The sequence below is a fragment of the Rubellimicrobium thermophilum DSM 16684 genome, from assembly GCF_000442315.1.
GTDB lineage: Bacteria > Pseudomonadota > Alphaproteobacteria > Rhodobacterales > Rhodobacteraceae > Rubellimicrobium > Rubellimicrobium thermophilum.
On record NZ_KE557323.1, the window covers coordinates 1 to 26,972 of the forward strand.

The 26,972-nt window shown below is 66.5% G+C and carries 25 protein-coding genes, 1 tRNA gene and 2 pseudogenes; 16 read left to right on the forward strand and 12 right to left on the reverse strand.

What is annotated here, in order from left to right:
- Positions 1 to 278: 278 nt before the first annotated feature.
- A complete protein-coding gene (locus tag RUTHE_RS11675) occupies positions 279 to 890 on the reverse strand; it encodes a LysE/ArgO family amino acid transporter (protein ID WP_021098629.1) in 612 nt (203 codons plus the stop codon).
- A 99-nt stretch (positions 891 to 989) separates the two neighbouring features.
- On the opposite strand from RUTHE_RS11675, the gene RUTHE_RS11680 reads away from it, so the two are divergent.
- From RUTHE_RS11680 to RUTHE_RS11705, 6 genes are all read left to right on the forward strand, one after another.
- Positions 990 to 1,922 carry a LysR family transcriptional regulator ArgP gene (locus tag RUTHE_RS11680; protein WP_021098630.1) on the forward strand — a complete coding sequence of 311 codons (933 nt, stop codon included), beginning with the start codon at positions 990 to 992 and terminating at the stop codon, positions 1,920 to 1,922.
- A gap of 182 nt (positions 1,923 to 2,104) precedes the next feature.
- Positions 2,105 to 3,355 carry a sarcosine oxidase subunit beta family protein gene (locus RUTHE_RS11685; protein ID WP_021098631.1) on the forward strand — a complete coding sequence of 417 codons (1,251 nt, stop codon included), beginning with the start codon at positions 2,105 to 2,107 and terminating at the stop codon, positions 3,353 to 3,355.
- Positions 3,356 to 3,367: 12 nt separating this feature from the next.
- Positions 3,368 to 3,652: a sarcosine oxidase subunit delta gene (locus RUTHE_RS11690; RefSeq protein WP_021098632.1), complete on the forward strand. Its 285-nt coding sequence runs from the start codon at positions 3,368 to 3,370 to the stop codon at positions 3,650 to 3,652.
- On the forward strand, positions 3,649 to 6,555 hold the full coding sequence (locus RUTHE_RS11695) for a sarcosine oxidase subunit alpha family protein (protein WP_021098633.1): 2,907 nt from the start codon (positions 3,649 to 3,651) through the stop codon (positions 6,553 to 6,555). Before RUTHE_RS11690 ends, RUTHE_RS11695 begins: the two co-directional genes overlap by 4 nt.
- Complete coding sequence (locus tag RUTHE_RS11700; RefSeq protein WP_021098634.1) at positions 6,548 to 7,108, forward strand: sarcosine oxidase subunit gamma; 561 nt, start codon at positions 6,548 to 6,550, stop codon at positions 7,106 to 7,108. Before RUTHE_RS11695 ends, RUTHE_RS11700 begins: the two co-directional genes overlap by 8 nt.
- A 74-nt stretch (positions 7,109 to 7,182) precedes the next feature.
- The gene (locus tag RUTHE_RS11705; RefSeq protein WP_021098635.1) at positions 7,183 to 7,842 is read left to right on the forward strand and encodes a helix-turn-helix domain-containing protein; all 660 of its coding nucleotides are present in this window, start codon (positions 7,183 to 7,185) and stop codon (positions 7,840 to 7,842) included.
- A 25-nt stretch (positions 7,843 to 7,867) separates the two neighbouring features.
- On the opposite strand, the gene RUTHE_RS11710 is transcribed toward RUTHE_RS11705, so the two are convergent.
- The 6 genes from RUTHE_RS11710 to RUTHE_RS11740 are packed head-to-tail and all read right to left on the reverse strand — an operon-like array spanning position 7,868 to position 11,121.
- Entirely contained in the window at positions 7,868 to 8,152 is a 285-nt protein-coding gene (locus RUTHE_RS11710) for a hypothetical protein (RefSeq protein WP_144079667.1), read from the reverse strand.
- Positions 8,149 to 8,823 (reverse strand): hypothetical protein, encoded by a 675-nt coding sequence (locus RUTHE_RS11715; RefSeq protein ID WP_021098637.1) that lies wholly within the window; start codon positions 8,821 to 8,823, stop codon positions 8,149 to 8,151. The genes RUTHE_RS11710 and RUTHE_RS11715 overlap by 4 nt, the downstream gene beginning before the upstream one ends.
- A gap of 39 nt (positions 8,824 to 8,862) precedes the next feature.
- Positions 8,863 to 10,299, reverse strand: a complete 1,437-nt coding sequence (locus tag RUTHE_RS11725) for an APC family permease (protein WP_021098638.1) — start codon at positions 10,297 to 10,299, stop codon at positions 8,863 to 8,865.
- Positions 10,292 to 10,477 (reverse strand): hypothetical protein, encoded by a 186-nt coding sequence (locus tag RUTHE_RS11730; RefSeq protein ID WP_021098639.1) that lies wholly within the window; start codon positions 10,475 to 10,477, stop codon positions 10,292 to 10,294. The genes RUTHE_RS11725 and RUTHE_RS11730 overlap by 8 nt, the downstream gene beginning before the upstream one ends.
- Positions 10,478 to 10,483: 6 nt before the next feature.
- Positions 10,484 to 10,864 carry a hypothetical protein gene (locus tag RUTHE_RS11735; protein ID WP_021098640.1) on the reverse strand — a complete coding sequence of 127 codons (381 nt, stop codon included), beginning with the start codon at positions 10,862 to 10,864 and terminating at the stop codon, positions 10,484 to 10,486.
- On the reverse strand, positions 10,864 to 11,121 hold the full coding sequence (locus tag RUTHE_RS11740) for a hypothetical protein (protein WP_021098641.1): 258 nt from the start codon (positions 11,119 to 11,121) through the stop codon (positions 10,864 to 10,866). Before RUTHE_RS11740 ends, RUTHE_RS11735 begins: the two co-directional genes overlap by 1 nt.
- Positions 11,122 to 11,384: 263 nt before the next feature.
- Here RUTHE_RS11740 and RUTHE_RS11745 point away from each other — a divergent pair, with 263 nt between their 5' ends.
- The 5 genes and pseudogenes from RUTHE_RS11745 to RUTHE_RS11765 all read left to right on the forward strand — a co-directional run bounded on the left by RUTHE_RS11745 (position 11,385) and on the right by RUTHE_RS11765 (position 16,776).
- Positions 11,385 to 12,281 (forward strand): class II glutamine amidotransferase, encoded by an 897-nt coding sequence (locus tag RUTHE_RS11745; protein WP_021098642.1) that lies wholly within the window; start codon positions 11,385 to 11,387, stop codon positions 12,279 to 12,281.
- Between the two features lie 5 nt (positions 12,282 to 12,286).
- The gene (locus tag RUTHE_RS11750) at positions 12,287 to 12,976 is read left to right on the forward strand and encodes a GltB/FmdC/FwdC-like GXGXG domain-containing protein (protein WP_021098643.1); all 690 of its coding nucleotides are present in this window, start codon (positions 12,287 to 12,289) and stop codon (positions 12,974 to 12,976) included.
- Between the two features lie 9 nt (positions 12,977 to 12,985).
- Positions 12,986 to 14,315, forward strand: a pseudogene (locus tag RUTHE_RS11755) (FMN-binding glutamate synthase family protein).
- Positions 14,316 to 14,366: 51 nt separating this feature from the next.
- Positions 14,367 to 15,674: a type III glutamate--ammonia ligase gene (glnT, locus tag RUTHE_RS11760; protein ID WP_021098646.1), complete on the forward strand. Its 1,308-nt coding sequence runs from the start codon at positions 14,367 to 14,369 to the stop codon at positions 15,672 to 15,674.
- 79 nt (positions 15,675 to 15,753) lie between these two features.
- Complete coding sequence (locus tag RUTHE_RS11765) at positions 15,754 to 16,776, forward strand: GlxA family transcriptional regulator (protein ID WP_245542236.1); 1,023 nt, start codon at positions 15,754 to 15,756, stop codon at positions 16,774 to 16,776.
- A gap of 104 nt (positions 16,777 to 16,880) precedes the next feature.
- On the opposite strand, the gene RUTHE_RS11770 is transcribed toward RUTHE_RS11765, so the two are convergent.
- On the reverse strand, positions 16,881 to 18,377 hold the full coding sequence (locus tag RUTHE_RS11770) for a mannitol dehydrogenase family protein (RefSeq protein ID WP_021098648.1): 1,497 nt from the start codon (positions 18,375 to 18,377) through the stop codon (positions 16,881 to 16,883).
- Entirely contained in the window at positions 18,374 to 19,591 is a 1,218-nt protein-coding gene (uxuA, locus tag RUTHE_RS11775) for a mannonate dehydratase (RefSeq protein WP_021098649.1), read from the reverse strand. The genes RUTHE_RS11770 and uxuA overlap by 4 nt, the downstream gene beginning before the upstream one ends.
- Positions 19,592 to 19,757: 166 nt before the next feature.
- On the opposite strand from uxuA, the gene RUTHE_RS11780 reads away from it, so the two are divergent.
- The 5 genes from RUTHE_RS11780 (at position 19,758) to RUTHE_RS11800 (ending at position 24,455) form a co-directional block, all read left to right on the forward strand.
- A complete protein-coding gene (locus tag RUTHE_RS11780) occupies positions 19,758 to 20,486 on the forward strand; it encodes a GntR family transcriptional regulator (protein ID WP_021098650.1) in 729 nt (242 codons plus the stop codon).
- Positions 20,483 to 21,451: a TRAP transporter substrate-binding protein gene (locus tag RUTHE_RS11785; protein WP_021098651.1), complete on the forward strand. Its 969-nt coding sequence runs from the start codon at positions 20,483 to 20,485 to the stop codon at positions 21,449 to 21,451. The genes RUTHE_RS11780 and RUTHE_RS11785 overlap by 4 nt, the downstream gene beginning before the upstream one ends.
- Positions 21,452 to 21,618: 167 nt before the next feature.
- Positions 21,619 to 22,125, forward strand: coding sequence for a TRAP transporter small permease (locus tag RUTHE_RS11790; protein WP_021098652.1), 507 nt, complete (start codon positions 21,619 to 21,621; stop codon positions 22,123 to 22,125).
- Positions 22,122 to 23,399: a TRAP transporter large permease gene (locus RUTHE_RS11795; RefSeq protein WP_021098653.1), complete on the forward strand. Its 1,278-nt coding sequence runs from the start codon at positions 22,122 to 22,124 to the stop codon at positions 23,397 to 23,399. Before RUTHE_RS11790 ends, RUTHE_RS11795 begins: the two co-directional genes overlap by 4 nt.
- A gap of 9 nt (positions 23,400 to 23,408) precedes the next feature.
- Positions 23,409 to 24,455, forward strand: coding sequence for an L-idonate 5-dehydrogenase (locus tag RUTHE_RS11800; RefSeq protein WP_021098654.1), 1,047 nt, complete (start codon positions 23,409 to 23,411; stop codon positions 24,453 to 24,455).
- Between the two features lie 158 nt (positions 24,456 to 24,613).
- Here RUTHE_RS11800 and RUTHE_RS11805 read toward each other — a convergent pair.
- The 3 genes and pseudogenes from RUTHE_RS11805 to RUTHE_RS11815 form a co-directional block, all read right to left on the reverse strand.
- Positions 24,614 to 24,688 (reverse strand) — tRNA-Gln (locus RUTHE_RS11805).
- A 46-nt stretch (positions 24,689 to 24,734) separates the two neighbouring features.
- A pseudogene (kdsA, locus tag RUTHE_RS11810) lies at positions 24,735 to 25,590 on the reverse strand (3-deoxy-8-phosphooctulonate synthase).
- 99 nt (positions 25,591 to 25,689) lie between these two features.
- Positions 25,690 to 26,964 (reverse strand): MFS transporter, encoded by a 1,275-nt coding sequence (locus tag RUTHE_RS11815; RefSeq protein WP_021098657.1) that lies wholly within the window; start codon positions 26,962 to 26,964, stop codon positions 25,690 to 25,692.
- Positions 26,965 to 26,972 lie beyond the last annotated feature (8 nt).

Sequence of the window (26,972 nt, forward strand, 5' to 3'; positions counted from 1 at the left end):
CAGGTCTGCCGGGAATGGGGCAATCCTGTCCATCACCCGATTTGATTTGCACAACAGAGCTGTTCCAAGCTCGTGCGGGGCCGGGCTGGAGCCCGCGAACAGGCCTCGGAACGCCGTCGTGTCGCCCGGGAACCGGCGGCGCGAGATGCCGGCCTCGATCCGGCGCAGGGCACCCGATGGCCGGAATCTGTGGGAGCGGACGGAAAAGCCCGACGCGTTCTGCCATCGGGTCAAGCGAAGAGAGGTGGCGAACCGATGGCCGTCATCCGCCCCTTCCGTCAGGGTCCGGTCAGAAGTCTGACGGCAAGGCCCCACATCACCAGCGCGATGAGCGCCTCGAGAAGGCGCCAGGCCTTCGGGTTCTCGAACACGGGGCGCAGCCGGGCGGCGCCGAAGCCCAGCGACAGGAAGAACACGAAGGATCCGAGGATCGCGCCCAGCGCGAAGACCGGCCGATCATCCCCGAACCGGGTCGAGACAGTGCCCAGCAGGACCACCGTGTCCAGATATACATGCGGGTTCAGCCAGGTGATGGCGAGGCAGGCGAACAGCGTGCGGCGCAGACCGGTCGTCGCCAGCGAGACATCAGCCGCCAGCGCCTCCTCCGAGCGCAGCGCCGAGCGGAGGCTCTTCAGGCCATAGCCGATGAGGAAGGCGGCGCCGGCAAGGCGCATGACCGGCTCGAGCCAGGGCATCCATGACGCAACAGTATGAAAGCTGGTCACGCCGATGGTGATGAGGATCGCGTCCGAGATCGCGCAGGCCAGGCAGACGGCAAGGACATGTTCCCCGCGCAGGCCCTGACGCAACACGAAGGCGTTCTGCGCCCCGATGACCATGATGAGGCTGAGGCTCGTCATCATTCCGGTGAGAAGGACGGCGAGATTCATGGGGCAGAAGCTCCATCCGGCAGGGTTCGCCTTGAGCTAAGGCTCCGGGTGGGATTAGACAAATTAAGGTTTCTGATCCTGATGAAGAAAGACTAAGGCATGATCGACTATGCGGCCCTGCGCGCCGTTGCCGAGGTGGTCCGCACCGGAAGTTTCGAGCAGGCCGCAGTCGCGCTTCATGTGACGCCATCCGCCGTCTCGCAACGCGTCAGGCGCCTCGAGGAGCGCCTCGGTACGGTGCTGATCGAACGGGGCGCCCCCTGCACGGCAACCGAGACAGGTCTGGCACTCTGCCGTCACATGGACCGCGTCGGCCTGCTCGAGCAGGCTCTCATGGAGCAGCTGCCCCAGCTTGCGCTCTTCGGCGAATCCGTCGGGCAGGTGACCGTCAACCTGGCCACGAATGCAGACAGTCTTGGAACATGGTTCCTCGAAGCCATCGCCACCTTTGCCAGGACCACCGGCCATCTCGTGAATGTGGCGATCGACGATGAGGATCATACGGCCGACTGGCTCCGCCGCGGGCAGGTCCTCGCTGCGGTGACCGCCCTGGAACAACCCGTGCAGGGATGCCGGGTCACGCCCCTCGGATCGCTTGACTATGTGGCGACAGCCAGTCCCGATTTCGTTGCCCGCCATTTCCCGCATGGCCTCACGGAGGAGGCCTTCCGGCATGCGCCCGCGCTGACCTTCAGCCAGAAGGACCGGCTTCAGAAGGCTTGGGTGCGAGACATCTTTGGGCATGACGTCTCCTTCCCGACCCACTGGCTTCCCTCGACGCAGGGCTTTCTCGAGGGCAGTCTCGCCGGCATGGGATGGGCGCTCAATCCGGTCCCGCTGGCGAGGCCCCATCTGGAGCGCGGCAATCTGGTCGAGCTGGTGCCCGGCCAGATCCTGCAGCGGCGGCTGTTCTGGCAGATCAACCGCCTGGCTGCCGAACCGCTTCGGGAGCTGTCCCGTGCCGTTCTCTCCGCCGCGCGGCGCGTCCTGCGACAGCAGAGCGTGATCATCCGGCAAACCAGGGGGGCATGACGGGCGATGGGGCGACAGCCCCCGCCATGGGCGGCGCGAATCCGTCATGACTGGAGGCCCTGCCGCCGTCTGCCTTCCCCCGGAACGAAGGGGATGGCCGAAACCATCACGGCCATGTCGGGAATCCTGCAACTGCCGCTTTCCTGAACCCTTATCGTCGCCCTGTCGAAGGGGAGCAGGGCATGCGTTACTCGGGTTTTCGCGTCATTGCCGAGGCATTGACCGGCCACCGGGGCTGGAAGCCGGTCTGGCGCGATCCCGCCCCGCAGGCGGAGTATGACTACGTCATCGTGGGCGGCGGCGGGCATGGGCTGGCCACGGCCTATTATCTCGCCAAGGAATTTCGCCAGTCGCGCATCGCGGTGCTGGAGAAGGGCTGGCTCGGCGGCGGCAACGTGGGCCGCAATACCACGATCATCCGGTCGAACTACCTGCTCGACGGCAACGAGCCGTTCTACGAATTCAGCCTGAAGCTCTGGGAGGGGCTGGAGCAGGAGCTCAACTACAACGCGATGGTCAGCCAGCGGGGGATCATCAACCTGATCCACACGGATGCGCAGCGCGACGCCTTCACCCGGCGCGGCAATGCCATGATCCTGCACGGGGCGGACGCGCGGCTGCTGAGCCGCGACGAGGTCCGCCGGATGTATCCCTGGCTCAACTTCGACAATGCCCGCTTCCCGATCAAGGGCGCGCTGATGCAGCCGCGCGGCGGCACGGTGCGGCATGATGCGGTGGCCTGGGGCTATGCGCGGGCGGCCGATCAGCGTGGCGTGGACCTGATCCAGAACTGCGAAGTCACCGGGATGCGGATCGAGCAGGGGCGCATCCGGGGGGTCGAAACCACCCGTGGCTTCATCGGCGCGAGGAAGGTCGGCGTGGCCGTCGCGGGGTCTTCCTCGAAGGTCATGGCCCATGCCGGAATGCGCCTGCCGATCGAAAGCCATGTGCTGCAGGCCTTCGTCACCGAGGGGCTCAAACCCTTCATCGATGGCGTCATCACCTTCGGTGCCGGGCATTTCTACATCAGCCAGTCCGACAAGGGCGGCCTCGTCTTCGGCGGCGACATCGACGGCTACAACTCCTATGCCCAGCGCGGCAACCTGCCGGTGATCGAGGATGTGGCCGAGGGCGGCATGGCACTGATGCCGGCGATCGGGCGGGTGCGCCTCTTGCGCATCTGGGGAGGGATCATGGACATGTCGATGGACGGCTCGCCGATCATCGACCGGACCCCCATCGAGGGCCTCTATTTCAACGGCGGCTGGTGCTACGGCGGGTTCAAAGCCACCCCGGCCTCGGGCTGGTGCTTCGCCCATCTCCTCGCCCGCGACGAACCGCATCCGACCGCCAGGGCCTACCGCTTCGACCGGTTCCTCAAGGGCCTGATGATCGACGAAAAGGGCCAGGGCGCGACCCCGAACCTGCATTGAAGGCGAAGACGAATGATCATTCCCCATCCGATCCTCGGGCCGCGCGACGCGCAGGAATTCGTCTATCTGGGCGATGCCTCCCTCATCGACCGGCCCGACGGCATGACCGCAGGCATCGAGGAATTCCATGACTACCTCTACCAGCGGACCAATCCGGCGGGAGAGCATCAGGAACTCTGGTATCACGAACAGGGCGACCGGTCCTGGCTGGTGGTGACCCGCAACACCGTCACCCACGAGATCCTGAAGGTCGAACTCGCCCGCGATGTGGCCCGGGCCCGGGGGCGGACGAAATGACCCAGCCGAACCGCATCGCCGGCGGCCAGATCGACCGCACGCGGACGCTCCGCTTCACCTTCGACGGCATCCCCTATACGGGCCATCCGGGCGACACGCTCGCCTCGGCGCTTCTGGCCAACGGCGTCCGCCTGATGGGCCGCAGCTTCAAGTATCACCGCCCGCGCGGGCCGATCTCGGCGGGGTCGGAAGAGCCGAACGCGCTGGTCGAGCTCCGCAGCGGCGCGCGGCAGGAGCCGAACACGCGCGCCACAGTGGCCGAGCTCTTCGACGGGCTCGAGGCCAAAAGCCAGAACCGTTGGCCCAGCCTGCGCCTGGACGCGATGGCGATCAACGACCGCCTGAACGCCTTTTTCACGGCGGGGTTCTACTACAAGACCTTCATGTGGCCCCGCTCCTTCTGGGAAAGGGTCTACGAGCCGATGATCCGCCGCGCGGCGGGCCTCGGCTCGGTCAGCCGCGAGGAGGACCCGGACGCCTACGACAAGGGCTTTCTGCATTGCGATCTGCTGGTGATCGGCGCGGGGCCCGCCGGCCTGATGGCCGCGCTGACGGCGGGGCGGGCGGGCAGGCGCGTGATCCTTGCCGACGAGGATTTCCGCATGGGCGGGCGGCTCAATGCCGAGACCTTCGCCATCGGCAATACGGCTGGCGCCGACTGGGCGGCGGCGACGGTGGCCGAACTGGCCTCGATGCCCCATGTCCGCCTGATGACCCGCACCGCGGTCATCGGCGCCTTCGACCACGGCATCTACGGCGCGGTCGAGCGGGTGAGCGATCACCTGGCGGTCCCTCCGCCGGGCAAACCGCGCCAGATCCTGTGGCGGATCTACAGCCAGCGCGCAATCCTCGCCGGAGGGGCCACCGAACGCCCCATCGCCTTTGCGAACAACGACCGCCCCGGCATCATGCTGGCCGGTGCCCTGCGGGCCTATGCGAACCGCTGGGGCGTTGCCGCGGGGCAGCGGGTCGCGGTCTTCACCAACAATGATGACGGTTTGCGCACGGCCGCCGACCTGAAGGCCAAGGGCGTCGAGGTCGTGGCGGTGATCGACAGCCGCAAGGGCGAGGTGGTCATCGACACGCGGGGCCGGCTGGGCCTGAAGGCGATCACGATCCGCGACGGCGCGGGCCGCACGCGCAGCTTCTCCGTCGAGGCGCTGGGAGTCTCGGGCGGCTGGAACCCGAATGTGAACATCCATTCCCATCACCGTGCGCGGCCGGTCTGGGATGCCGCCATCGCTGCTTTCGTCCCCGGCCCGGAAGGCCCGCCCGGCCTTCTGGTCGCGGGGGCGGCGGCGGGGGTTCTCTCGACCCACGGCGCACTGCGCACGGGCTGCGATGCCGCCAGGGCCGCTCTCGACCTGACCGGTGCCGCCCCCGATCTGCCGCAGGCCGAGGACGCGCCCGTCCGCATCTCGCCGCTCTGGCACGTCGATCACGGCAGGGGCCGCGCCTGGATCGACCAGCAGAACGATGTCACCGTCAAGGACGTAAAGCTGGCGAAGCAGGAGAACTTCACCAGCGTCGAACACCTCAAGCGCTACACCACGCTGGGCATGGCGACCGACCAGGGCAAGACCGGGAACGTGATCGGTCTTGCCATCATGGCCGAACTCACCGGCCGGTCGATCCCTGAAACCGGCACCACGATCTACCGCCCGCCCTACACGCCGGTTGCGCTCGGCACCCTCGCCGGACGGTCACGCGGCAAGGAATTCAAACCCTACCGCCTGACCCCCAGCCACTACTGGGCACAGGAACAGGGCGCGGTCTTCGTCGAGGTCGGCATGTGGCTCCGCACCCAATGGATCCCGAAGGCGGGCGAAACCGAGTGGCGCCAGTCGGTGGACCGCGAGGTCCTGGCGACCCGCAAGTCGGTGGGCATCTGCGACGTCACCACGCTGGGCAAGATCGACATCCAGGGCACCGATGCGGGCGCCTTCCTCGACCGGGTCTATGCGAACACGTTCAGCACCCTGCCCGTCGGCAAATGCCGCTATGGCCTGATGCTGCGCGAGGACGGGATCGTCTTCGACGACGGCACCACGGCGCGGCTGGGTGAACATGAATATGTGATGACCACCACCACGGCCAACGCGGTCGCGGTCTTCCGGCATCTGGAATTCTGCCGCCAGTGCCTCTGGCCCGAGATGGACGTGCAGCTCATCTCGACCACCGAGGCCTGGGCGCAGTTCTCGGTCGCGGGCCCCAACGCGCGGAAGCTGCTGGAGAAGGTCGTCGATCAGGACATCTCGGACGCGGCCTTCCCCTACATGGCCGCGGGCAACATCACCGTCTGCGGGGGTCTCAGGGCGCGGCTCTTCCGCATCAGTTTCTCGGGCGAACTGGCCTACGAGATCGCGGTGCCCACGCGCTATGGCGACGCGCTTCTGCGCGAGATGCTGGCGCGGGGGGCCGAATTCGACCCTATCGTCTATGGCACAGAGGCGCTGGGCGTGATGCGCGTCGAGAAGGGCCATGTCGCAGGCGGGGAACTCAACGGACAATCCACCGCGCTCAACATGGGGCTGGGCAGGATGGTGTCAAAGAAGAAGGACTCCATCGGCATGGTCCTCAGCCAGCGCGAGGGGCTGACCGACCCGGAGGGCTACCGCCTGGTGGGCGTGAAGCCGGTTGACCGGAACGGCAAGCTGACCGCCGGCAGCCATTTCCTGGAAAAGGGTGCCGCCCCGGTGGCGGCGAACGATCTGGGCTGGCTGACATCAAAGGTCTACAGCCCCCATCTCGGCCACGACATCGCGCTGGGTTATCTCAAGGCCGGCGACCGCCGGATCGGCCAGCGCATGCGCGCGGTGAACCTGCTTTCCGGGCAGGATACCGAAGTCGAGATCCTCTCGCCCCACATGTTCGACCCCGAAGGAGAGCGTCTCCGTGGCTAGTCTCCAGCCCCTCACCGCCCTCGGCAGGCGCGAGCCCGTCACCGTCACGCACGGACCGTTGACCATCGCCGAACGGACCGATGTCGCGTTGGCCTCGGTCGCCGCCCGCAAGGGGCGGATGGCCGATCTTGCGGCCGCGGCACGGGCGGCCGGGGTGCCCCTTCCGGCGCCTGCGGCCCACCAGAGCGGGACGCCCTACAGCGCCTTCTGGATCGCGCCCGAGATGTGGTTCGTCGAGGCGCCCTTCGCCAGCCACGAACTGATCGCCGAGATGCTGAAATCCGCCCTCGGCGAGGCCGCCAGCATCACCGAACAGACCGATGCCTGGGTCGCCTTCGACCTCGCCGCGCCTGACCTCGCGCCGCTGTTGGAACGGCTGTGCAATGTGGATTTCCCGGTCGTCCCGGCCGGGTATGCCACCCGCACGGTGATGGAGCATCTGGGTGTCTACCTGATCAAGCACGGAGCGGGCGCGGTGCGCCTCTACGGTCCCCGCTCCAGCGCGCAAAGCCTGCTGCATGCGCTTGAAACGGCGGCCCGTTCCGTCTTCTAGGACTTCTGCTTGATGCAGGCCATGTTTCCTGTTAGTGAAATTCTCAGGTATCGGTTTCATCGGGACGGTTTCTCATGTCCGACGGCCCTGCCCGGCCCGTTCTTCCCCGCGGCAAGCCCGCATTCGATCAGGATCCCCACCGCGTCCGCGAGATCGCCGAGCGCAACCTGGAGGCTGCCATCGGGCGCGAGGTGCGCAATTTCCGCCGCCAGCAGGGGATGACCGTGGCCGATCTGGCCAATGTGACCGGCCTGTCGATCGGCATGCTGTCGAAGATCGAGAACGGCAACACCTCGCCCTCGCTGACGACCCTCCAGATCCTCAGCCATGCCTTTTCCGTTCCCCTCACCGCCTTCTTCCGCAGCTACGAGGAACGGCGCGAGGCACAGCATGTGAAGGCCGGAGAGCATCTCGAGATCGAACGTCGCGGCACGCGCGCAGGGCACCAGTATCACCTGCTGGGTCACATCGGGTCGAACAGCTCGGGTGTGGTGGTCGAGCCCTATCTGATCACCCTCACCACCGAGAGCGACACCTTCCCCACCTTCCAGCATGACGGGCTGGAGCTTCTCTACATGCTGGAGGGCGAGGTGGATTACCGCCATGGCGACCGGGTCTATCCGCTGAAGCCCGGCGACAGCCTGTTCTTCGATGCCGATGCGCCGCATGGGCCGGAGGTGCTGGTCAGGCTTCCGGCGCGCTATCTGTCGGTGATCGCCTATCCCCAACGATGAGCGGCTTGCTTCAGGCCCCGCGCGCTCATCTCGGGGCCGGGGCTGCCTGCGCCCTCTCCCAGATGGCGCGGCGGATGCGGGCAACCCTGTAGGCGTCGAGCAGGGCCATGGCCCAGACGAAGAGCCCGCCCGAGACCTTGCCGACGAAGGACACCTCCGGCGCCGCCGTCTTCAGCGTGAAACCGCCCAGAAGCAGGGCGAAGCATGCGAAGATCAGCCCGCGCACCGGCTGGCGGTTCAGCACCTGACCCATCCCGGGCAGGATCGCCGCGATGGCCAGGACAAGATGGGGGTTCAGGGGCCTTGTCATCGGGGATCCCCCCATGCCGTCACATCCTGACGGAGCGCGGCCAGCCTGTCGAGCAGCGGTTCCAGCCGCGACGGGGGCAGGGGCATCCGGCCCATCTCGGCCTCGCGGAAGATCAGGTAGCGGCCACGGTCGGCTTCCTCGGCCAGGATGACGATGCGCAGCCCCCTGGGCGAGAGGACGAGTTCCTTCACGCGGGGGTCATGGAACAGGTCGGCATGGGCGGCGATCAGGTCAGGCGGCGGGATGCGGGTGGTGTCGTCGGTGCGGATCGCCACATCGCGCGGCAGTTCGGGCGGGGTTGGCAGAGACTGCGGCAGGGCGGCGAAGCGGGTGAAGGGTTCGTTGCCCGAGGGGCGGGCCATCAGGTCCAGCGTGGCGTGAAGGGGCAGGGGTTCCGGCAGGGTGACGAGGACCCAGAGCGCAGGCAGCTTGCGGAAGGTCAGCGTGTCGGGGATCGCCTGAAGGTCGAAGGCCAGGCCGCCGCGGCGCCCGGTCATCCGGGGAAAGCCGGTGGGTTGCAGCCGGTTCTCCGCGCTCTGGAACAGGGGCCGGACCGCATCGAAATAGGCGGCGCGGGCGATGGTCCGGGCATGGCTTTCACGGGCCAGCCGCAGGGCCAGCCAGAGCCACAGGAGTGCAAGGGCAAGGCCGGGAGGGACAAGCGGGGACATGGGGAAGATGCCCGCCCCTTCCGGGGCGGGCCATGTGGCTCAGTAGCCCCGGGGTTTCGGCCAGGGCATGGTGAACTGCGCCCCCCGGTTCACGAAGCGGTAGCGCCAGAAGTGGAACCAGAGTGACACCACGATATAGAAGCCGATCATCGCCACCAGCTGTGTCCCATAGCCCAGGAAGACCGCGAAGAAGGTGATCCCGCACAGGGTCAGCAGCGTGATCGCGGGGATCGGGTGGAACGGGTGTTCATAGCCCCGCTTGATCGTCTCGAGCGGCCATTTGCGGCGGAACAGGATGATGTTCAGCGGCATGAAAGTATAGCCCAGAAGGCCCGACAGGATCGAGAAGGTGATGACCTGATCCAAGGGGGCGCCAAGGGCGAAGATCAGCGCGATCGGCACCAGGAAGATGATGGCCCGGTAAGGCGTGCGATGGCGCGGGTGAACCGCCCCGAACCACCCGGGCAGATACTTGTCGCGGCCCATGGCGAAACAGGCGCGGCTGGCGTCGTTGATGCAGCCATTGGCGCTGGCCAGCGTGGCGAAGAGGGTTCCGAACCCCAGGAGCCAGACCAGGCCCGTGGACCCGGACAGTCGCGCGGCATCGAAGAGCGGCGCCACGGCTCCGTCCACGCCGTCGCCCAGATATTCCCAGGGCAGGATGCCCGAGCAGACATACCAGGTGAGGGTCGCCGCGATCAGCAGTGTCATGATTCCGGCGAGCGTGCCGAAGGGCAGTGCGCGAGCCGGGGAGCGGACTTCCTCGGCCGCCTGCGTGGTGCCCTCGATGCCGAGGTAGTACCAGAGGCCGAAATGCATGGCCGCGAGGACGCCGATCCAGCCATAGGGCAGCTCGTGCCCCTCGAACAGGGCGGCATGGTCCATGATTCCGCCGCCCAGGATTCCCGATGTGGACAGGAACAGGATGATGATGGCGCCGAAGGCAATGGCGGTGATGACCAGGTTGAAGGTCAGCGTCGCGAGCACGCCGCGATAGTTCAGCCAGGCCAGGAACATGATGACCAGGATGATGAAGGGCCGCTGGTCGAGTTCGGCCGCATGCCCGGTCATCGAGGCCACGACCGAGAACAGGTAGCCCGCGGTGATCGCGTTGGCGGCCTCGAGCATCGTGTAGGCGAAGACGAGGTAGAGGCCGACATTGAAGGCCATCAGCGGCCCGATGATGTGCTTGGCCTGGGTGTATTGCCCGCCTGCCGAGGCGACGGTCGAGGTGACCTCGCTGTCGATCATGGCGACGCAGGTGTAGAGGAGACCGGCGAACCAGCAGGCGATCAGCGCGGCATAGGCGCCGCCCTTGCCGACGGCGAAGTTCCAGCCCATGTATTCGCCGACCAGCACGATCCCGACACCCAGCGCCCAGACATGGGCCGGACCAAGGACCCGCAGGAGGCCGACCCGGGTGCCATGCGGCCCCATGCCGTCCATGGTCTGCGAGGTGATGTCCACGTCAGCCATGATGCGCCTCCCGTGCCTTGTGCTGTTCGGCCAGGGCCTCGATCTCGCCTTCGCGGGACGAGGTCAGGACATCCTCGGGATAGGTGCTGTCGGTTCGCAGCCAGTCCACCAGCATGTACAGCGCCAGCAGTGCCGAAAGTCCCCAGGCGCCGTATTCGAGCCAGTTCCACAGGTCCATCGCGGCTTACTCCCCGAATTTCTCTGCGATGACGTCGCGGTATTCCGCCTCGGAGAACCGCAGGAGCAGGAAATAGTAGAGCAGGATGACCGCGATCATCGTCACCAGCGCACCGACCGGGAAGCTGTAGTCGAAGCGGGCCAGGATCAGGTCATGAGCGGTCTGGGGCGTATGGCCCAGGGCTTCGTATTTTGCCGCCTGTGCAGGCGTCTGGCCCAGAGCCTCCCATGTCGGGTTCTCGATCGGTTGCGCCACCGACTTCGCGGCCCCGGCCATGTTCAGCCACAAGGGCACGAACAGCGCGCCGATGGTCAGGACCACCAGCACGATCACGTCGATCAACTGGCTGATCTTGCCCTGTTGCGGGGGGCGGTAATGAGCCCTCATCACACCCTCCGCCTGCGGGCTTCGTCAAGGAACCTGATGTCGAGGCCGTACATGAAGTCGCGGTCCTCACGGTAATGCCGCAGCATCGCCCGGATGGCTGCCGTGTTGAAGATCAGCACGATCGCCCCGCCGCACAGCAGCAGGGCCCGGGCCTGCATGTTCGGTGCCAGGCTCCAGGTGGCCGCGGCCACGAAGATCACGGCGAACCAGAGGCCGATCACGAATGCCCATGCGACACGAACGTCGCGTCGGTGCATCGCCTCAATCCTTCGACCAAGGTCTCCCACGAGTCTCCTCCCTTGGGCTGATGTCTGGCCGTTCCGGCGCAGCCCGGACGCCTTTTCTCTGAACGGCAAATTTTTTTCCTGAGGGAAATACAGTTTGCCCCATCTGTCAAGAACAAGCGCGTCTGCGGACCGGGTGGCGCCGCTTTTCCTCTAAGGTGAAAAATGTTTCTTGCCAGTTGATGGGTCCGGAGAGCGGTGCTAGCTTCGGGACGCCAACCGGAGGAGAGGAATCCATGTGCGGCATCGTCGGGCTTTTCCTGAAGGATCGGACGCTGGAGCCGCAGCTCGGCGCCCTTCTTTCGGATATGCTGATCACCATGACCGACCGCGGTCCGGACTCGGCTGGCATCGCGATCTATGGCGGGGCGAAGGACGGTCTGGGCAAGATCACCGTCCAGTCGGCACAGCCCCAGAGCGATTTCCGGAATCTCGACGCCGATCTGCGCGCCGCCATCGGCCAGCCGGTCGCCATGCTGGTGAAATCCACCCACGCCGTTCTCGAGGTTCCGCTGGGGCAGATGGAGGCCGCGCGTTCAGCCCTGGCGCAGCTGCGCCCCGGCGTGAAGGTGATGAGCGTGGGCGATGCCATCGAGATCTTCAAGGAGGTGGGCCTGCCCAGGGATGTGGCCGCCCGGTTCGAGCTGTCGAAGATGAAGGGCACCCACGGCATCGGCCATACCCGCATGGCGACCGAATCGGCCGTGACCACGCTCGGGGCGCATCCCTTCTCCACCGGCCCCGACCAGTGCCTGGTGCATAACGGGTCCCTGTCGAACCACAACAATGTCCGCCGCGATCTCATCCATGCCGGCCTGCGCTTCGAGACGGAGAACGATACCGAGGTGGCCGCGGCCTTCCTCGCCCATCGCCTCCGGCGCGGCGAAAGCCTCGGGCAGGCCCTGGAAGCGACGCTGGAGGAGCTTGACGGCTTCTACACCTTCGTCGTCGGCACCCGGAACGGCTTTGGCGTGGTGCGCGACCCGATCGCCTGCAAGCCCGCCGTGATGGCGGAAACCGATGCCTATGTGGCCTTCGGATCGGAATACCGGGCGCTGGTCGGCCTGCCGGGGATCGAGAGCGCCCGCATCTGGGAACCGGAGCCCGCGACCGTCTATTTCTGGGAGCACTGAGGGGAATGCCAAGCTACGACCTTGCCACGGGCAGTCTGCGTGAACTGAACCAGGCGCTGCACGACCTCAGGGGGCAGTCCAACATGACCGACTGGGAGATCCTCAATCCCAGGGGGGCCCATGCGATCGCCGCGGGGGTGGATGCGCCGGTGGACATCGCCGTGCTGGGCTCCACAGGATACTACTGCGCGGGGATGAACAAGCAGGCGACCATCCGCATCAAGGGCTCGGCCGGGCCGGGCGTCGCCGAGAACATGATGTCGGGCACGGTGATCGTGGAGGGCGATGCCAGCCAGTATGCGGGGGCCACCGGGCGTGGGGGGCTGCTGGTCATCAAGGGCAATGCCTCGAGCCGCTGCGGCATCTCGATGAAAGGCATCGACATCGTGGTGCATGGCAATATCGGCCACATGTCGGCGTTCATGGCGCAGTCGGGCAACCTCGTGGTGCTGGGCGATGCCGGCGAGGCGCTGGGCGACAGCCTCTACGAGGCGCGGATCTTCGTGCGCGGCAAGGTGAAATCACTGGGCGCCGACTGCATCGAGAAGGAGATGCGGGATGAGCATTACGCCCTTCTCGAAGATCTGCTCCGCCGGGGAGAGGCGGAGCACAAGGCCCGGCCCGAGGAGTTCCGGCGCTACGGCTCGGCCCGCAGGCTCTACAACTTCAACATCGACAATGCGTCGGCCTACTGAGGCACGGACATGACCGAATTCCCCCGAACGCCGCCCCGCTTCTCGGCCACGTTCACGCCGGCGGTGAATGCGGAAATCCGCCGGGCGGCCGCCTCCGGCATCTATGACATCCGCGGCGGCGGCGCCAAGCGGCACCTGCCGCATTTCGACGACCTGCTGTTTCTCGGTGCCTCGATCAGCCGCTATCCGCTGGAAGGCTACCGCGAGAAATGCGCCACCGATGTCTGGCTCGGCACCCGCCATGCGAAGAAGCCGATTCATCTGGAGATCCCGATCACCATTGCGGGCATGAGCTTCGGGGCTCTCTCCGGCCCGGCCAAGGAGGCGCTGGGCCGCGGGGCGACAGCGGCGGGCACATCGACCACCACGGGCGATGGCGGCATGACCGAGGAGGAGCGAAGCCACTCCAGGACGCTGGTCTACCAGGTTCTTCCCAGCCGCTATGGCATGAATCCCGATGACCTGCGCCGGGCGGATGCGATCGAGATCGTTGTCGGGCAGGGGGCAAAGCCGGGCGGCGGGGGAATGCTGCTGGGCCAGAAGATCTCGGATCGCGTGGCGCAGATGCGCAACCTTCCCAAGGGCATCGACCAGCGCTCGGCCTGCCGCCACCCGGACTGGACGGGCCCCGACGACCTCGAGATCAAGATCCTCGAGCTGCGCGAGATCACCGACTGGGAGAAGCCGATCTATGTGAAGGTCGGCGGGGCGCGGCCCTATTACGACACGGCGCTGGCGGTGAAGGCCGGCGCGGATGTCGTGGTGGTGGACGGCATGCAGGGCGGCACGGCGGCGACGCAGGAGGTGTTCATCGAACATGTCGGCATGCCGATCCTCGCCTGCATTCCACAGGCGGTAAAGGCGCTGCAGGATCTGGGGATGCACCGCAAGGTGCAGCTCATCGTCTCGGGCGGGATCCGCTCGGGCGCGGATGTGGCCAAGGCTCTGGCGCTGGGGGCCGATGCGGTGGCCATCGGCACCGCGGCGCTGATCGCGATCGGCGACAACGATCCGAGATGGGAAGAGGAATACCGCAAGCTCGGCACCACGGCGGATGCCTATGACGACTGGCACGAAGGCCGCGATCCGGCCGGCATCACCACCCAGGATCCCGAGCTCTCCAAGCGGGCTCGACCCGATCCTGGGGGGGCGGCGGCTGAAGAACTACCTCAAGGTGATGACGCTCGAGGCGCAGACCATCGCGCGGGCCTGCGGCAAGAGCCATCTGCACAATCTGGAGCCGGAGGATCTGGTTGCCCTGACCATCGAGGCAGCGGCGATGGCCGGGGTTCCCCTGGCGGGCACCAACTGGATCCCGGGGCGGAGCGGCGGCTGGTAGGGCCCCCTCCCCGCCGCATCACAACAAGAAGGTCAACAGGGAGCGACGACGATGGTGAAGGACCTTGCCAAATGGGCCAAGGACCGGGGCGTCAGGTATTTCATGATCTCCTACACCGACCTGTTCGGTGCACAGCGGGCCAAGCTCGTGCCGGCGCAGGCGATCGGCGACATGGCCGTGGAAGGCGCGGGCTTTGCCGGCTTTGCCACCTGGCTCGACCTGACGCCCGCGCATCCTGACCTGATGGCCGTTCCCGATCCGGATTCGGTCATCCAGCTGCCGTGGAAGAAGGAGGTCGCCTGGGTTGCGGCGCGGGCGACGATGGAGGGCCGTCTTGTCGATCAGGCCCCGCGCAATGTCCTCGAACATGTCATCGCCGAGGCTTCCCGCGACGGCCTGCGCGTGAGGACCGGCGTGGAGCCCGAGTTCTTCATCCTGTCGGCCGACGGCGGCGCGGTGTCGGATCCCTACGACACCGCCGAGAAACCCTGCTATGATCAGCAGGCCATCATGCGCCGCTATGATGTCATCTCCGAGATCTGCGACTACATGCTGGAAATGGGCTGGGAGCCCTACCAGAACGACCACGAGGACGCGACCGGCCAGTTCGAGATCAACTGGAAATACGACGACGCCCTGGCCACGGCCGACAAGCATTCCTTCTTCAAGTTCATGGTCAAGTCGGTGGCCGAAAAACACGGCTTCCGCGCCACCTTCATGCCCAAGCCCTTCAGGGGGCTGACCGGATCGGGCTGTCATGCCCATATCTCGGTCTGGTCGCCGGATGGAGAGAGGAATGTCTTTGCCGATCCGCAGGCCGAACTCGGTCTTTCCGAGCAGGGACGCCACTTCCTGGGCGGGATCATGCGCCATGCCCCGGCCCTGGCCGCCATCACCAACCCCACGGTGAACAGCTACAAGCGCATCAATGCGCCACGAACCACATCCGGCGCGACCTGGGCGCCGAACACGGTGACCTGGACGGGCAACAACCGCACCCACATGGTCCGTGTGCCGGGGCCGGGCCGGTTCGAGCTGCGCCTGCCGGACGGGGCAGCCAACCCCTATCTCCTTCAGGCAGCCATCATCGCCGCCGGCCTCGACGGGCTGCGCACCAAGGCCGATCCCGGAAGGCGCTACGACATCGACATGTATGCCGAGGGCTGGAAGGTGAAGGGGGCGCCCAGACTGCCGCTCAACCTGCTCGATGCCCTGCGCGCCTTCGATCGCGACCGGACGCTGAAATCCCTGCTCGGAGAAGCATTCTCCGCAGCCTACATCAAGCTGAAGCAACAGGAATGGGACAGCTACGCCTCGCACTTCTCGCGCTGGGAGATGGAGCACACGCTCGACATCTAGGGGGACACAGGGCGGGTGCGCGGCGATGACGGAGGAACGGTCCGGCTGGTCCGGCTCTGCCAGAGCCTGTCGAGAGGGGTTGACCCTCGGCTTCCTGCTCTTTCCCGGCTTTCCGATGGCCTGCCTGACTTCGGCCATCGAGCCCCTGCGCGCGGCCAACGAGATCTGCGGCCGCAGGGAGTTCCGCTGGATCCTGCTGGCCGAGACGGCAAGGCCTGTCCGCGCCTCGGCCGAGCTGCGCTTCGAGCCGGACATGCCGCTCGCCGAATGCCGGGGGGTCGATCAGCTCTATCTGCTGTCTCCGCCGACAGGCCGCTTTGCGGACCCCCGCCACAGCCCGGCGCGGCTGCGCTGGCTGGACAGGACCGGGGTTGTCCTCGGGGCCTTCTCGGGCGGGATCTTCCCGCTGGCACGGGCGGGCCTGATGGAGGGGCGAGGTTGTTCGGTCCACTGGTGCTACGAGGCGGCCTTCCGGGCCGAATTCCCGGATGTCCGGGCCAGTGAGCAGGTGATCGTGAAGGATGGGCGGCGGATCACCGCATCGGGCGCCGGGGCGGTCTTCGACCTGATGCTGCGCCTCGTGGAGGAACGGCTCGGCCGGGAATGCATGACCGAGGTGGCCTGCTGGTTCCAGCATCCCTGCCTGCACGGCGAGGATGCCCGCCAGCGGGTTCCGGTGGCACGGTCGGCCAGCACCGATGACGCCCTCTCGCCGGTTGTCCGGGAGGCGATCCGGCTCTTCGAGACGCATCTGGAGGATCCGTTGCGCATTGGCGACATCGCCGCAGCCCTCGGCCTGTCCGGACGGCATTTCGAACGGGTCTTCAAGCGCGAAACGGGGCAGAGCCCGCTGCGTTACTATCGCCTGATGCGCCTGTCGAAGGCTCGCCAACGGGTCCTGTACACGAATGCGCCGTTGCCCGAGATCGCAAGCTCCGTGGGCTATACGCGGGCCGGTCCGATGGTGCGGCATTATGCCGAGGTCTTTGGCGTGCGGCCTCAGGATGAACGCAGGCCCGGTCAGGTCTGGGCGAACCGGGACCGGCTGGGATCCGGTCAGCAGAGCGGGAGACTGCTGCGCGCCTGCCGCGACGGGCTCTGACCCGTCGATCCGATGTCAGCCGCCGCCCGGCCTGCGCGCTGCACCGGCTGATCCGGCGGCGGTGGCGATGGCGGCAGGCGAAGAAGGCCACAGGGGGGACGGCCTCAGAGACCACCGGCAGGCATGGCCGCTGCTTCGGCCCGGACCACCGCCGCCATTCCCTGTTTCAGCATTCCGGACAGGCTGTCTTCGACAGCCTGCTGCCAGCCGGCATCCTGCGCCAGTCGTGCCGGGAACAGGCCCGGCAGGGCGGACAGGCCGCGGACGATGGCCCGCGCATCGCCCCCTGCACCCCGTGTCGCGGCGGCGATGGCTTCGGCGCGCGGGTCCTGCAGGTCATGGTGCGTGCCGTCGTCGCGCCGGCCGAGGCAGTAGCGCATCCAGGCCGCGACCGCGAAGGCGAAGGGCCGCAGAGGCTGGCCATGCGTCAGCGCATGCAGCGCCGGTTCGAGGATCCGCTGGGGCAGTTTCTCGGTGCCGTCCATGGCGATCTGGGCGAGTTCATGGGCGATGGCCGGATTGGCGAAACGCCGCATCAGGGCATCGGCATAGTGGCCGAGGTCGATCCCCACCGCCGGATCCAGCGTCGTCGCCGCCGCCGCCAGATGGCGGCGCACCAGACCGGCCAGCGCCGCATCGCGCATCGCGTCGCGCACATGCCTGTGCCCGCACAGGAGTCCTGCATAGGCCATCAGCGAATGGCTGCCGTTGAGCATCCGCAGCTTCATGGCCTCGAACGGCCTCACATCAGCGGTGAAGATGACGCCGGCCTGTTCCCAGGCGGGTCGGCCGGAGGGGAAGCGATCCTCGATCACCCATTGCGCGAAGGGTTCCGTTTCGACCGCTGCCAGATCGACAAGCCCGGTGAGCGTCTGTGCCAGGGCACGGGTTTCCCCGGTCGGTGCGGGGGTGATGCGATCGACCATCGTGGAGGGACAGGCGACCTCCGCCTCGATCCAGGCGGAGAGGGCGCGATCAAGCCGGGCCGCGAAATCCGTCAGGCCGAGGCGCAGCAGGCCGCCATTGTCCGGCAGGTTGTCACAGCACAGAACGGTGAAGGGCGGCAGGCCCCGCTCCCGGCGCAGCCGCAGCCCCTCGCACAGCAGGCCGAGCACGCCCTTCGGTCTGTGCGGTCTGGACAGATCGGCGGCGACGGCGGGATGGTTCGGGTCAACGCAGCCGCGCGCCCTGTCGATCCCATAGGCCTTCTCGGTCACGGTCAGGCTGACGATGCGGGTTTCGGGCGCGCTCAGGGCTGCCAGGGTGGCATCCGGGTCGCGCGCCGCCGCGATCACCCGGCGGATGCTGCCGATGATCCGCGCCGCGGCCCCATCCTCGCCGCGTTCGATGAGCGTATAGAGCCCCTCCTGCGGGTTCAGCTCATCGGCGATGCGCGGGCTCCGCAGGGCGATGCCGTCGATCCGCCAGTCTCCGCCGGCTGCGGCCAGGGCGGCATCGGTATAGACTGCCTGATGCGCCCTGTGAAAGGCACCGACACCCAGGTGGACGATGCCCGCACCATGACGCGCCGGAACATGGCGGGGCCGCGCCACGCTGGCGGGCAGTTGCGCAAGACTGGCTGGGGAAAGTCTGTCGCTCATGCCCGGATTCCGTGTTGCGGATGAGACAGCGCCGTCATGATGCCGCGCAGCTCGGCCAGGCCTTTCAGACGGCCGATTGCCGGATAGCCCGGCTGTGCATGGCGTTTCAGATCGTCAAGGATGTCCTGCCCATGATCAGGGCGCATGGGGATCGAATGATCCGCCCGTCCGCCTGCACGGCGGCGGGCCTCCTCGCGCAGCACCTCGGCGATCAGGGCCACCATGTCGGTGCCCCCGCGCAGATGCTCATCCTCGAAGAATGACGACATGATTCCATCGCCCTCGCGCGTGACATTGCGAAGATGCAGGAAATGCACGCGGCTTCCCAGCCGGCGCATCATGCCGGGCAGATCATTGTCCGGTCTGGCCCCCAGCGAGCCCGAACACAGCGTGATGCCGTTGGCCGGCGAATCCACCGCTGTCATGACTGCGGCGTAATCCGCTTCGGTGGACATGATCCGCGGCAGCCCCAGCAGCGGAAAGGGCGGATCGTCGGGATGGCAGCAAAGCCTGATGCCGACCTCCTCGGCCACCGGAACCACCTCTTCCAGGAAGGCCACGAGATGCCTGCGCAGCCTTTCGGGGGACAGAGTGCCATAGGCCTCGAGATGTGCCCGCAGTCCATCCAGCGTCAGCTGCTCTGCCGCGCCGGGCAACCCGCAGACGATGTTACGCACCAGGTTGCGCTGACGCGCTGAATCCATGACCGCGAAACGCTCCCCGGCGGCCTCGACCACCTCGGGCGGGAAATCCGCCGCCGCGCCGCCGCGCTTCAGGATATGAATGTCGAAGACAGCAAAATCGACCAGATCGAAGCGCATGCAGGTGCCGCCATGGGGAAGGCGCCAGGCAAGATCGGTTCGCGTCCAGTCGAGTACCGGCATGAAATTGTAGCAGACCACCTGGATGCCCGCAGCGGCCAGGTTGCGCAGGCTGGTCCTGTAATTCGCGACATGCTCGCGCCAATCGCCGGTCTGGCGCTTGATATCCTCGGAAACAGGCAGGCTTTCTACCACTTCCCAAGCCAGTCCCGAGGGCGAACCGTCGCCTCGTGTTGCCACCTCGCGCTGGCGACAGGCGATAGCTTCGGGCGTCCAGGCCGCGCCGGTCGGCACATGATGCAGGGCCGTCACGACAGCTTCCGCCCCCGCCTGCCGGATGTCATCCAACGAGACCCGGTCCCCCGGTCCGAACCAGCGCCATGTCTGCCGCATCGCTTCCCCCAGCATGTTCTCTCGTCTGACCATTGAAGCCGGCGGCGGCGGCGGCCGACGGCTGCCCGCCGGCAACCGGTCTGGCAGCGATGCCGATAGCAGAGCAGTTTTATGTTGACTAGTATGGAAGTGTGGAGAAAGAGATTCCATGGGAGGAGCGCAACCGATGCCAGCGGAGCTGCGCGCAGATTGGAGGCTTGAGCAGGGGGCGCCTATCGGGCCGCAGCTCTACCGCATCCTGCGCGAACGAATCATTGCTGCAGACCTGCCGCCCGGGAGCCGCCTGTCGGAGGGCGAGATCGCTTCCGCTTATGGCATCAGCCGCCAGCCGGTGCGCGAAGCCTTCATCAAGCTGGCCGAGGCCGGTCTGGTGGAGATCCGGCCTCAACGCGGCACGCTGGTCCGCAGGATCGCGCCCGCAGCTGTGATGGATGCGCGCTTCGTCCGCGAGGCGATCGAGGCCGATATCGTCAGGCTGGTCGCCCGTTCTGCTGATGAGGCCCTGACGAAGGAGCTGAACGCGCAGATCGCGCGTCAGCGTGCCGTGGCGGACAGCAACGCCCGAGATTTTCTGACACTTGACGAATTGTTCCATCGCACTCTGGCCGAGGCTGCCGGCAAGACCTACGCCTGGAAGGTGATCGAGGACGTCAAGGCACAGATGGACCGGGTGCGTTATCTGACTGCCCTGCACTTTCCCAAGCAAGCGCTCATCGCCCAGCATGCGGAAATCGTCGAGGCGATTGCCCGGCGGGATGAACAGGCTGCCGAGAAGGCCATGCGCGGGCATTTGCGCAGGATTCTGGCCGATCTTCCCGAGATCACTGCGGCACGCCCGGAATTCTTCGAAACCGTCCACGCAAGTGGACAAGCCGGCAAAGGGGAAACGGAATGAATGCATTGTCCAGGGTTGCCGCGCTGATGCTGGCCGGTGTTCTGCTGGCCGGGCCAGCCGTGGCGCAGGAGGTGACGCTGAAGCTTGGTCATCTCGCCAATGAAGAGAGCACCTGGCACAAGGCCGCTGTGCGATTCGGAGAGGAGCTTGCCGCGCTGACCGACGGGCGCATCGCCGTCGAGGTCTATCCCAACGAATCCTTGGGCAAGGAGATGGACCTGATCAATGGCATGCAGCTTGGAACGGTCGATATGACCATCACCGGGGAAACCCTTCAGAACTGGGCGCCGATGGCCGCCCTTCTGGCAGTGCCCTATGCCTATGAAAGGCTTGAGGATATGGATGCCGTGGCCGGCGGCGAAATCGGCGACCGGATTGAGCAGCAGATCGTCGAAATGGCGCGGGTCCGTCCCATTGCCTATTTCGCGCGCGGACCGCGCAACCTGACGTCGAACCGGCCGATCACCAGTCCCGACGATCTGGCCGGGTTGAAGTTGCGTGTACCCAACGTGCCGCTATTCGTGGATGTCTGGAGCGCGCTGGGTGCACAGCCGGTTCCGATGGCTTTCTCCGAGGTGTTCACGGCCCTGCAGAATGGAACCATCGATGCACAGGAAAATCCGTTGGCACTGATTCATTCGGCCAACTTCAACGAAGTGCAAAGTCATGTGAATCTGACCGAGCACGTGCGGTCCTGGATCTATCTCACGATCTCTGATCTGACCTGGTCCAGGTTGTCCGAGGCGGACCGCGAGGCAGTGCTGGAAGCGGCCCGTCGTGCCCAGGCCTATGAGCGCGAGCTGTTCCTGGCCGATGAGGAACGTCTGGCAGCCCTTCTGCAGGAAAGGGGTATGACTTTTGTCGATGTCGACAAGGCCGCCTTTGCGGCAAGGGCTCGGGATGCCGTTCTGGCCAATGTGAACGATGAGATCAGACCGATCGTGGAGCAGCTGTTCGCGGACTAGCGGCCCGTTCGACATGCAGGAGGTGGCGGCCTGATTGTATCGGCTGCGCCTCCGCGGGGCAGAGGAGGCTGCTCCGCACCGGAATTGCCGGTCACGGTTATGCGCCCTCCGTTCCGTCCCGGCCTGAGTCGCCGGCCCCGTCCAAGGATCACGAGCCGAGTTCGCGCATGGCCTTGCACCTCTACAAAGCTCTTCTCTTCCTGTGCCGATTGGCTGCCGGCCTGTCTTTCACAGTCCTCATCCTGGCCGTCCTGGTGCAGGTCATGGGTCGCTCGGTCTTTGCGAGTGCCCCCGTCTGGACCGAGGAACTGACGCGCTTTGCCCTCCTCTATCTGGCTGCCTTTGCAGCGGGACTGTCCTATCTCTCGGGAGACCTCGTCAATGTTGATGTCATTTGTGAATCTCTTCCGGGGCGATTGCCTCTGATCCTGCGATTCGTTTCAGCGCTGGCCACGAGCACCCTGTGTGCAGCGTTACTTTTGCCGGCGTGGCGCTTCACCGTCATCGGCAGCCTGCAGACATCGCCCGCACTCGGCTGGCGGATGCATTACATCCACGCCAGCGTCCTGGTCATGCTGTTCTCGATCCTGGTCTTCGCCCTCGCCCGGGTCGTTGCCATGGTGGTCGGGACGAACGACGGACGTCCCCTTGCCGATGGGGAGACATCGCAATGAATCTGGCAATCCTCATCGGCGTCTTCATCGGCGGACTGGCGGCGGGAATCCCTGTGGCGGTGACGCTGGGGCTGGCCTCGATGTGCTATCTCCTTGCTGCAGGCATTCCGCTGGTTGTCATGCCGCAGAAGATGTATGCGGGCATTGATGTCTTCGTGCTGCTGTCAATCCCTGGCTTCATCCTGGCTGGCAACCTGATGAACCATGGGGGCATCACAGGACGCATTATCCGCTTGGCCAATGCCCTGGTGGGCTGGATGCGCGGCGGGCTCGGCCTGTCGAATGTAGCCGGCTCGATGCTGTTCGGCGGCATCTCGGGCACGGCGGTCGCCGATGCCGCCTCGATCGGTGGCGTGATGATTCCGGGCATGAAACAGGCTGGCTATCCGGCCGACTTCTCGGCCGCGGTCACTGCTGCATCCTCTACCGTCGGGCCGATCATTCCGCCTAGCGTGCCGATGATCATCGTGGGGTCTCTCTCCGGTATCTCGGTAGGGCAGATGTTCATCGCAGGGGCGGTTCCCGGCATCCTTCTGGGCCTGTCGATGATGATGACGGCCTATATCATCGCCGTGCGCCGGAACTTTCCGCGGCAGCCCTGGCAGGGCATGGGCGAGCTGCTTCGCGCCTTTCTGGGGGGCTTCTGGGCATTGGCGATGACGGCGCTGATTGTCGGCGGGCTGCTTTCGGGGATGATGACCCCGACCGAGACGGCAATTGTGGCCAGTCTCTATGCCTTCATCGTTGGGGCCTTCATCTATCGTGACCTGCCTTTGAGAGCCGTTCCGAAGGTTCTGGTCGACAGTGCCGTCTCTTCGGCGGCCATTCTGGTGCTGGTCGGTTTCGCCAATGTCTTCGGGTGGATTCTTGTCTCCGAACGCATTCCGCAGATGATTGCCGGCGCCGTTCTCTCGCTGACCGAGAACAAGTATCTCGTGATCCTGTTGATCAATCTTTTCCTGCTGTTCATCGGTATGTTCATGGAGACGATCGCCGCGCTGATCGTCCTGTTCGTGCCGCTGCTGACACTTGCCCAGAGTGTTGGCATCGACCCACTGCATTTCGCCACCTTCGCGGTGCTCAACCTGATGATCGGCCTGACCACGCCGCCGGTGGGGGTCTGCCTGTTCATCTGCGCGGGGATTGCCCGGCTGCCGCTGGCCCGTGTGGTGCGAGCCATCGTGCCCTTCCTGCTGACGAATATTCTTGTCCTGTTCCTGGTTTCCTATTTTCCACCCCTGGCAACCTGGCTGCCGGGACTGCTGTTCAATTGAGGACCCGCCATGCGCACGCGCGTCTGCCGTCTTTATGGTCCCCATGACCTTCGTATCGAGCATGAAGAGGTGCAGGATCCCTCGGCGGGCCAGGTGCTGCTGCGGATCGGTGCGGGCGGGATCTGTGGCTCCGATCTGCACTATTACCATGACGGCGGCTTCGGCCCGATCAGGCTGCGGGAACCCATCATTCTGGGCCATGAGCTCTCCGGCACAGTCGAGGCGGTGGGCCCGGGGGTCCATGGCATTGCCCCCGGCGATAAGGTCGCGGTCAATCCGAGCCGTCCTTGTGGCGAATGCCGCTACTGCTGCAACAATCTGCGGCAGCACTGCCTGTCGATGCGGTTCTACGGTTCGGCGCTTCGGTTCCCTCATGAACAAGGGGGCTTTCGCGACCTGATGGTGGTACAGGCTGCACAGTGTGAGCGGATCGGGCCGACCACCAGCCTGGCGGAAGCGGCAGTTGCAGAGCCGCTGGCTGTATGCTTGCACGCGCTCAATCAGGCAGGGCCGCTTTCAGGTCGGCGGGTGCTGGTCTGCGGCGCCGGGCCCATCGGCGCCCTCATGGTTGCCGTCTCCGCGTATGCGGGCGCAGCCGAGATCATAGCCACCGATCTGCACGAAGTGCCCTTGGCGGTGGCTTCCGCCATGGGCGCGACCACGGTGCTGAATGTCGCAGAGGCCCCACAGGCGCTCGACCCCTACTGCACGGACAAGGGCTGCTTCGATGTCGCCTTTGAATGTTCTGCCGCCGCGCCGGCGCTGCGGACCGCTATCGCGGCCGTGCGACCTCAGGGTACCATCGTGCAGGTCGGCGTGACCGGCGATCTGCCGCTGCCGGTCAATCTGCTGGTCGGCAAGGAGATCCGCCTTGTCGGCACGCATCGCTTCGATGCCGAGTTCGTCCAGGCCGTCCGTCTGATCGATGACCATGTGATCGACGTGCGGCCGCTCATCACCGCATCCTTTCCGCTGCAGGACGCGCAGGCGGCCTTCGCCCGGGCTGCCGATCGTAGCCGCGCGGTGAAGGTCCAGATCCAATTCGCGGATATCTGACCCGGCCTTCGGAAACGCCGTCGCTCGGCGTCGTCCGGCTGTCGATTGCGCGGCCCCTTGTGCCGATTCCGTCGGGCTGCCGCCGAACAAGACGATCTTCTGATCAGCCTGCCCTGACGGAGTTCCCCGGCAGGGAAGCAGCGAGGATGAGGCAAGGCTGGCTGGGGCGCCAGGATTCGAACCTGGGAATGGCGGTACCAAAAACCGCTGCCTTACCGCTTGGCGACGCCCCAGCAGCGGGGCTCATCTAGCCCGGCCCCCGGGCGGGCGCAAGCCCCCTCAGACATGCAGGGGATCGGCCTTGGCCAGCCGGTCGAAGGCCATGAGCGAGGTCACCAGCGCCTCCATGCGGTCAAGGGGAATCATGTTCGGCCCGTCCGATGGGGCATGGTCGGGGTCCTCATGCGTCTCCAGGAAGACTGCCGCGATGCCGATCGACACGGCTGCACGTGCAAGCACCGGGGCGAATTCGCGCTGCCCGCCCGATGCCCCCCCCCAGTCCCCCCGGTTGCTGCACCGCATGCGTCGCATCCATCACCACCGGCCAGCCCGTCCGCGCCATGATCGGCAAGGCGCGCATGTCGGCGATCAGGGTGTTGTAGCCGAAGCTCACGCCCCTCTCGGTCAGAAGGATGCGGCTGTTGCCGGTGCTGGCCACCTTGTCCGCGACATGGGCCATGTCCCAGGGGGCCAGGAACTGGCCCTTCTTGATGTTGATCGCCGCGCCCGTCCGACCGGCCGCAAGCAGGAGATCCGTCTGCCGGCACAGGAAGGCGGGAATCTGCAGGATGTCCACGGCTTCGGCGGCGGGGGGACACTGGTCGGGGGCATGCACATCGGTCAGCACCGGGCAACCCACGGCCGCGCGCACATCCGAGAGGATGCGCAGGCCCTCTTCCATGCCCGGTCCGCGCCGGCCTGCCAGCGAGGTGCGGTTGGCCTTGTCGTAGCTGGACTTGAAGACATAGGCCGCCCCCGCTCTGGCGCAGACCGCGGCCATGTGCTCGGCGATGCGCAGGGCGTGATCGCGGGTCTCGATCTGGCAGGGGCCGGCGATCACCACAAGGGGATGGTCGTTGCCGAACAGGACATCGCCCACGCGCACCTCGCGCGCGGGGGTGGGAGCTTGGGTCATCGGGGCACCTCCTGTCCTGTCCCTCTAGCGCCTGCGCCAGGCCGCGTCACCCCGCCCCGAAGGAGTCCAGACCCCGCGCGCGCCGGAAGCCCGGCCGGATCAGCCGAGCCGGGCCGTGCGCCTGCGCAGCACCGGCCGCAGAGCCAGATAGAGCAGCACCCACAGCAGGCACCAGCCGGCATAACCCCAGGCCTGGCGATCCAGATCCGGGCCGAGATCGATCAGCAGCCCTGCCAGCCCCGGCCCGAGCGCCGAGGCCGCCACCAGCGCTGCCGTGACAAGCGCCCGGATCGCCCCCAGATGGGCCGTGCCGTAGAGTTCCGCCCAGAGCGCGCCGGTCACCGGATTGACGAGGCCGGTGGACAGACCGAGGCAGGCCAGAAGCAGCGGGATGGCCCAGACCGGCTGAAGCAGGGCCGCGGTCAGGCAGGCCGCCGTCAGCGGCATCAGCACGAAGGGCAGCAGACGCCAGGCCCCGAACCGGTCTACCAGAGCCCCCGCCCCGAGCGAGGCCGTGACCACGGCGGCCGAAAGGACGGGGTAGAAGGTGGTGAAGGTGGTCAGATCCCAGCCCTTCAGCGCCGCCAGATGGGCCTGATGGAAGATCAGCAGCGTGCCGATCGCCGGCGGCCCCATGATACCGGGCAGCAGCCCCCAGAACAGCGGATCGCGCAGCACCTGCGGGCGTGTCCAGCCGGCGCCCGTTGCCTGATCTGCCGGCAGCGCATCGGGATTGACATGTCCTGCCGCACGCGCCCGCCGGCCGTCCGGCGCATCGCGCAGCAGCAGCAGGAGAAGCGGGAGCACCGCCACAACCAGCACCAGACCCGTCCCGGCCCAGACACTGCGCCAGCCCCAGGCGCCGATCGCCAGCGTCAGGCCGAGCGGCAGCATCGCTTCGCCGAGGGTGAAGCCCAGCCCGGCCAGCGACAGCGCACGCCCCCGGAAGCGGTTGAACCAGCGCGCCATCGCCGTCAGCGCCACATGCGAGAGCATGCCCTGTCCGAAGAAGCGCAGCGCTGCCAGCGCCAGGATCAGCAGCGGGATATTGCCCACCTGTGCCATCAGCAGGGTCGTGGCCGCCAGGCCGAGCAGACAGGCCACCGACAGACGGCGCAGGGGCAGGCGATCCGCGAGGCTTCCCGCAAAGACGAGGCCAGAGGCGCTCAGCAGTGTCGCCAGCGTGTAGAGCCCGCCGAATTCCCCGTGCGAGAGGCCGAATTCCCCCCTCAGGGCGGTGTTGAACTGGGCGATAAAGACCGTCTGCCCGGGCATCGTCGCCATCGTCATCAAGGCGCCGCCCAGGATCCAGGCGATCTGCCGGCCGGTCAGCGCGGACAGGGGCGGGGCAGGGGAAACCGTGGCAAGGGGCATGGTGCAGT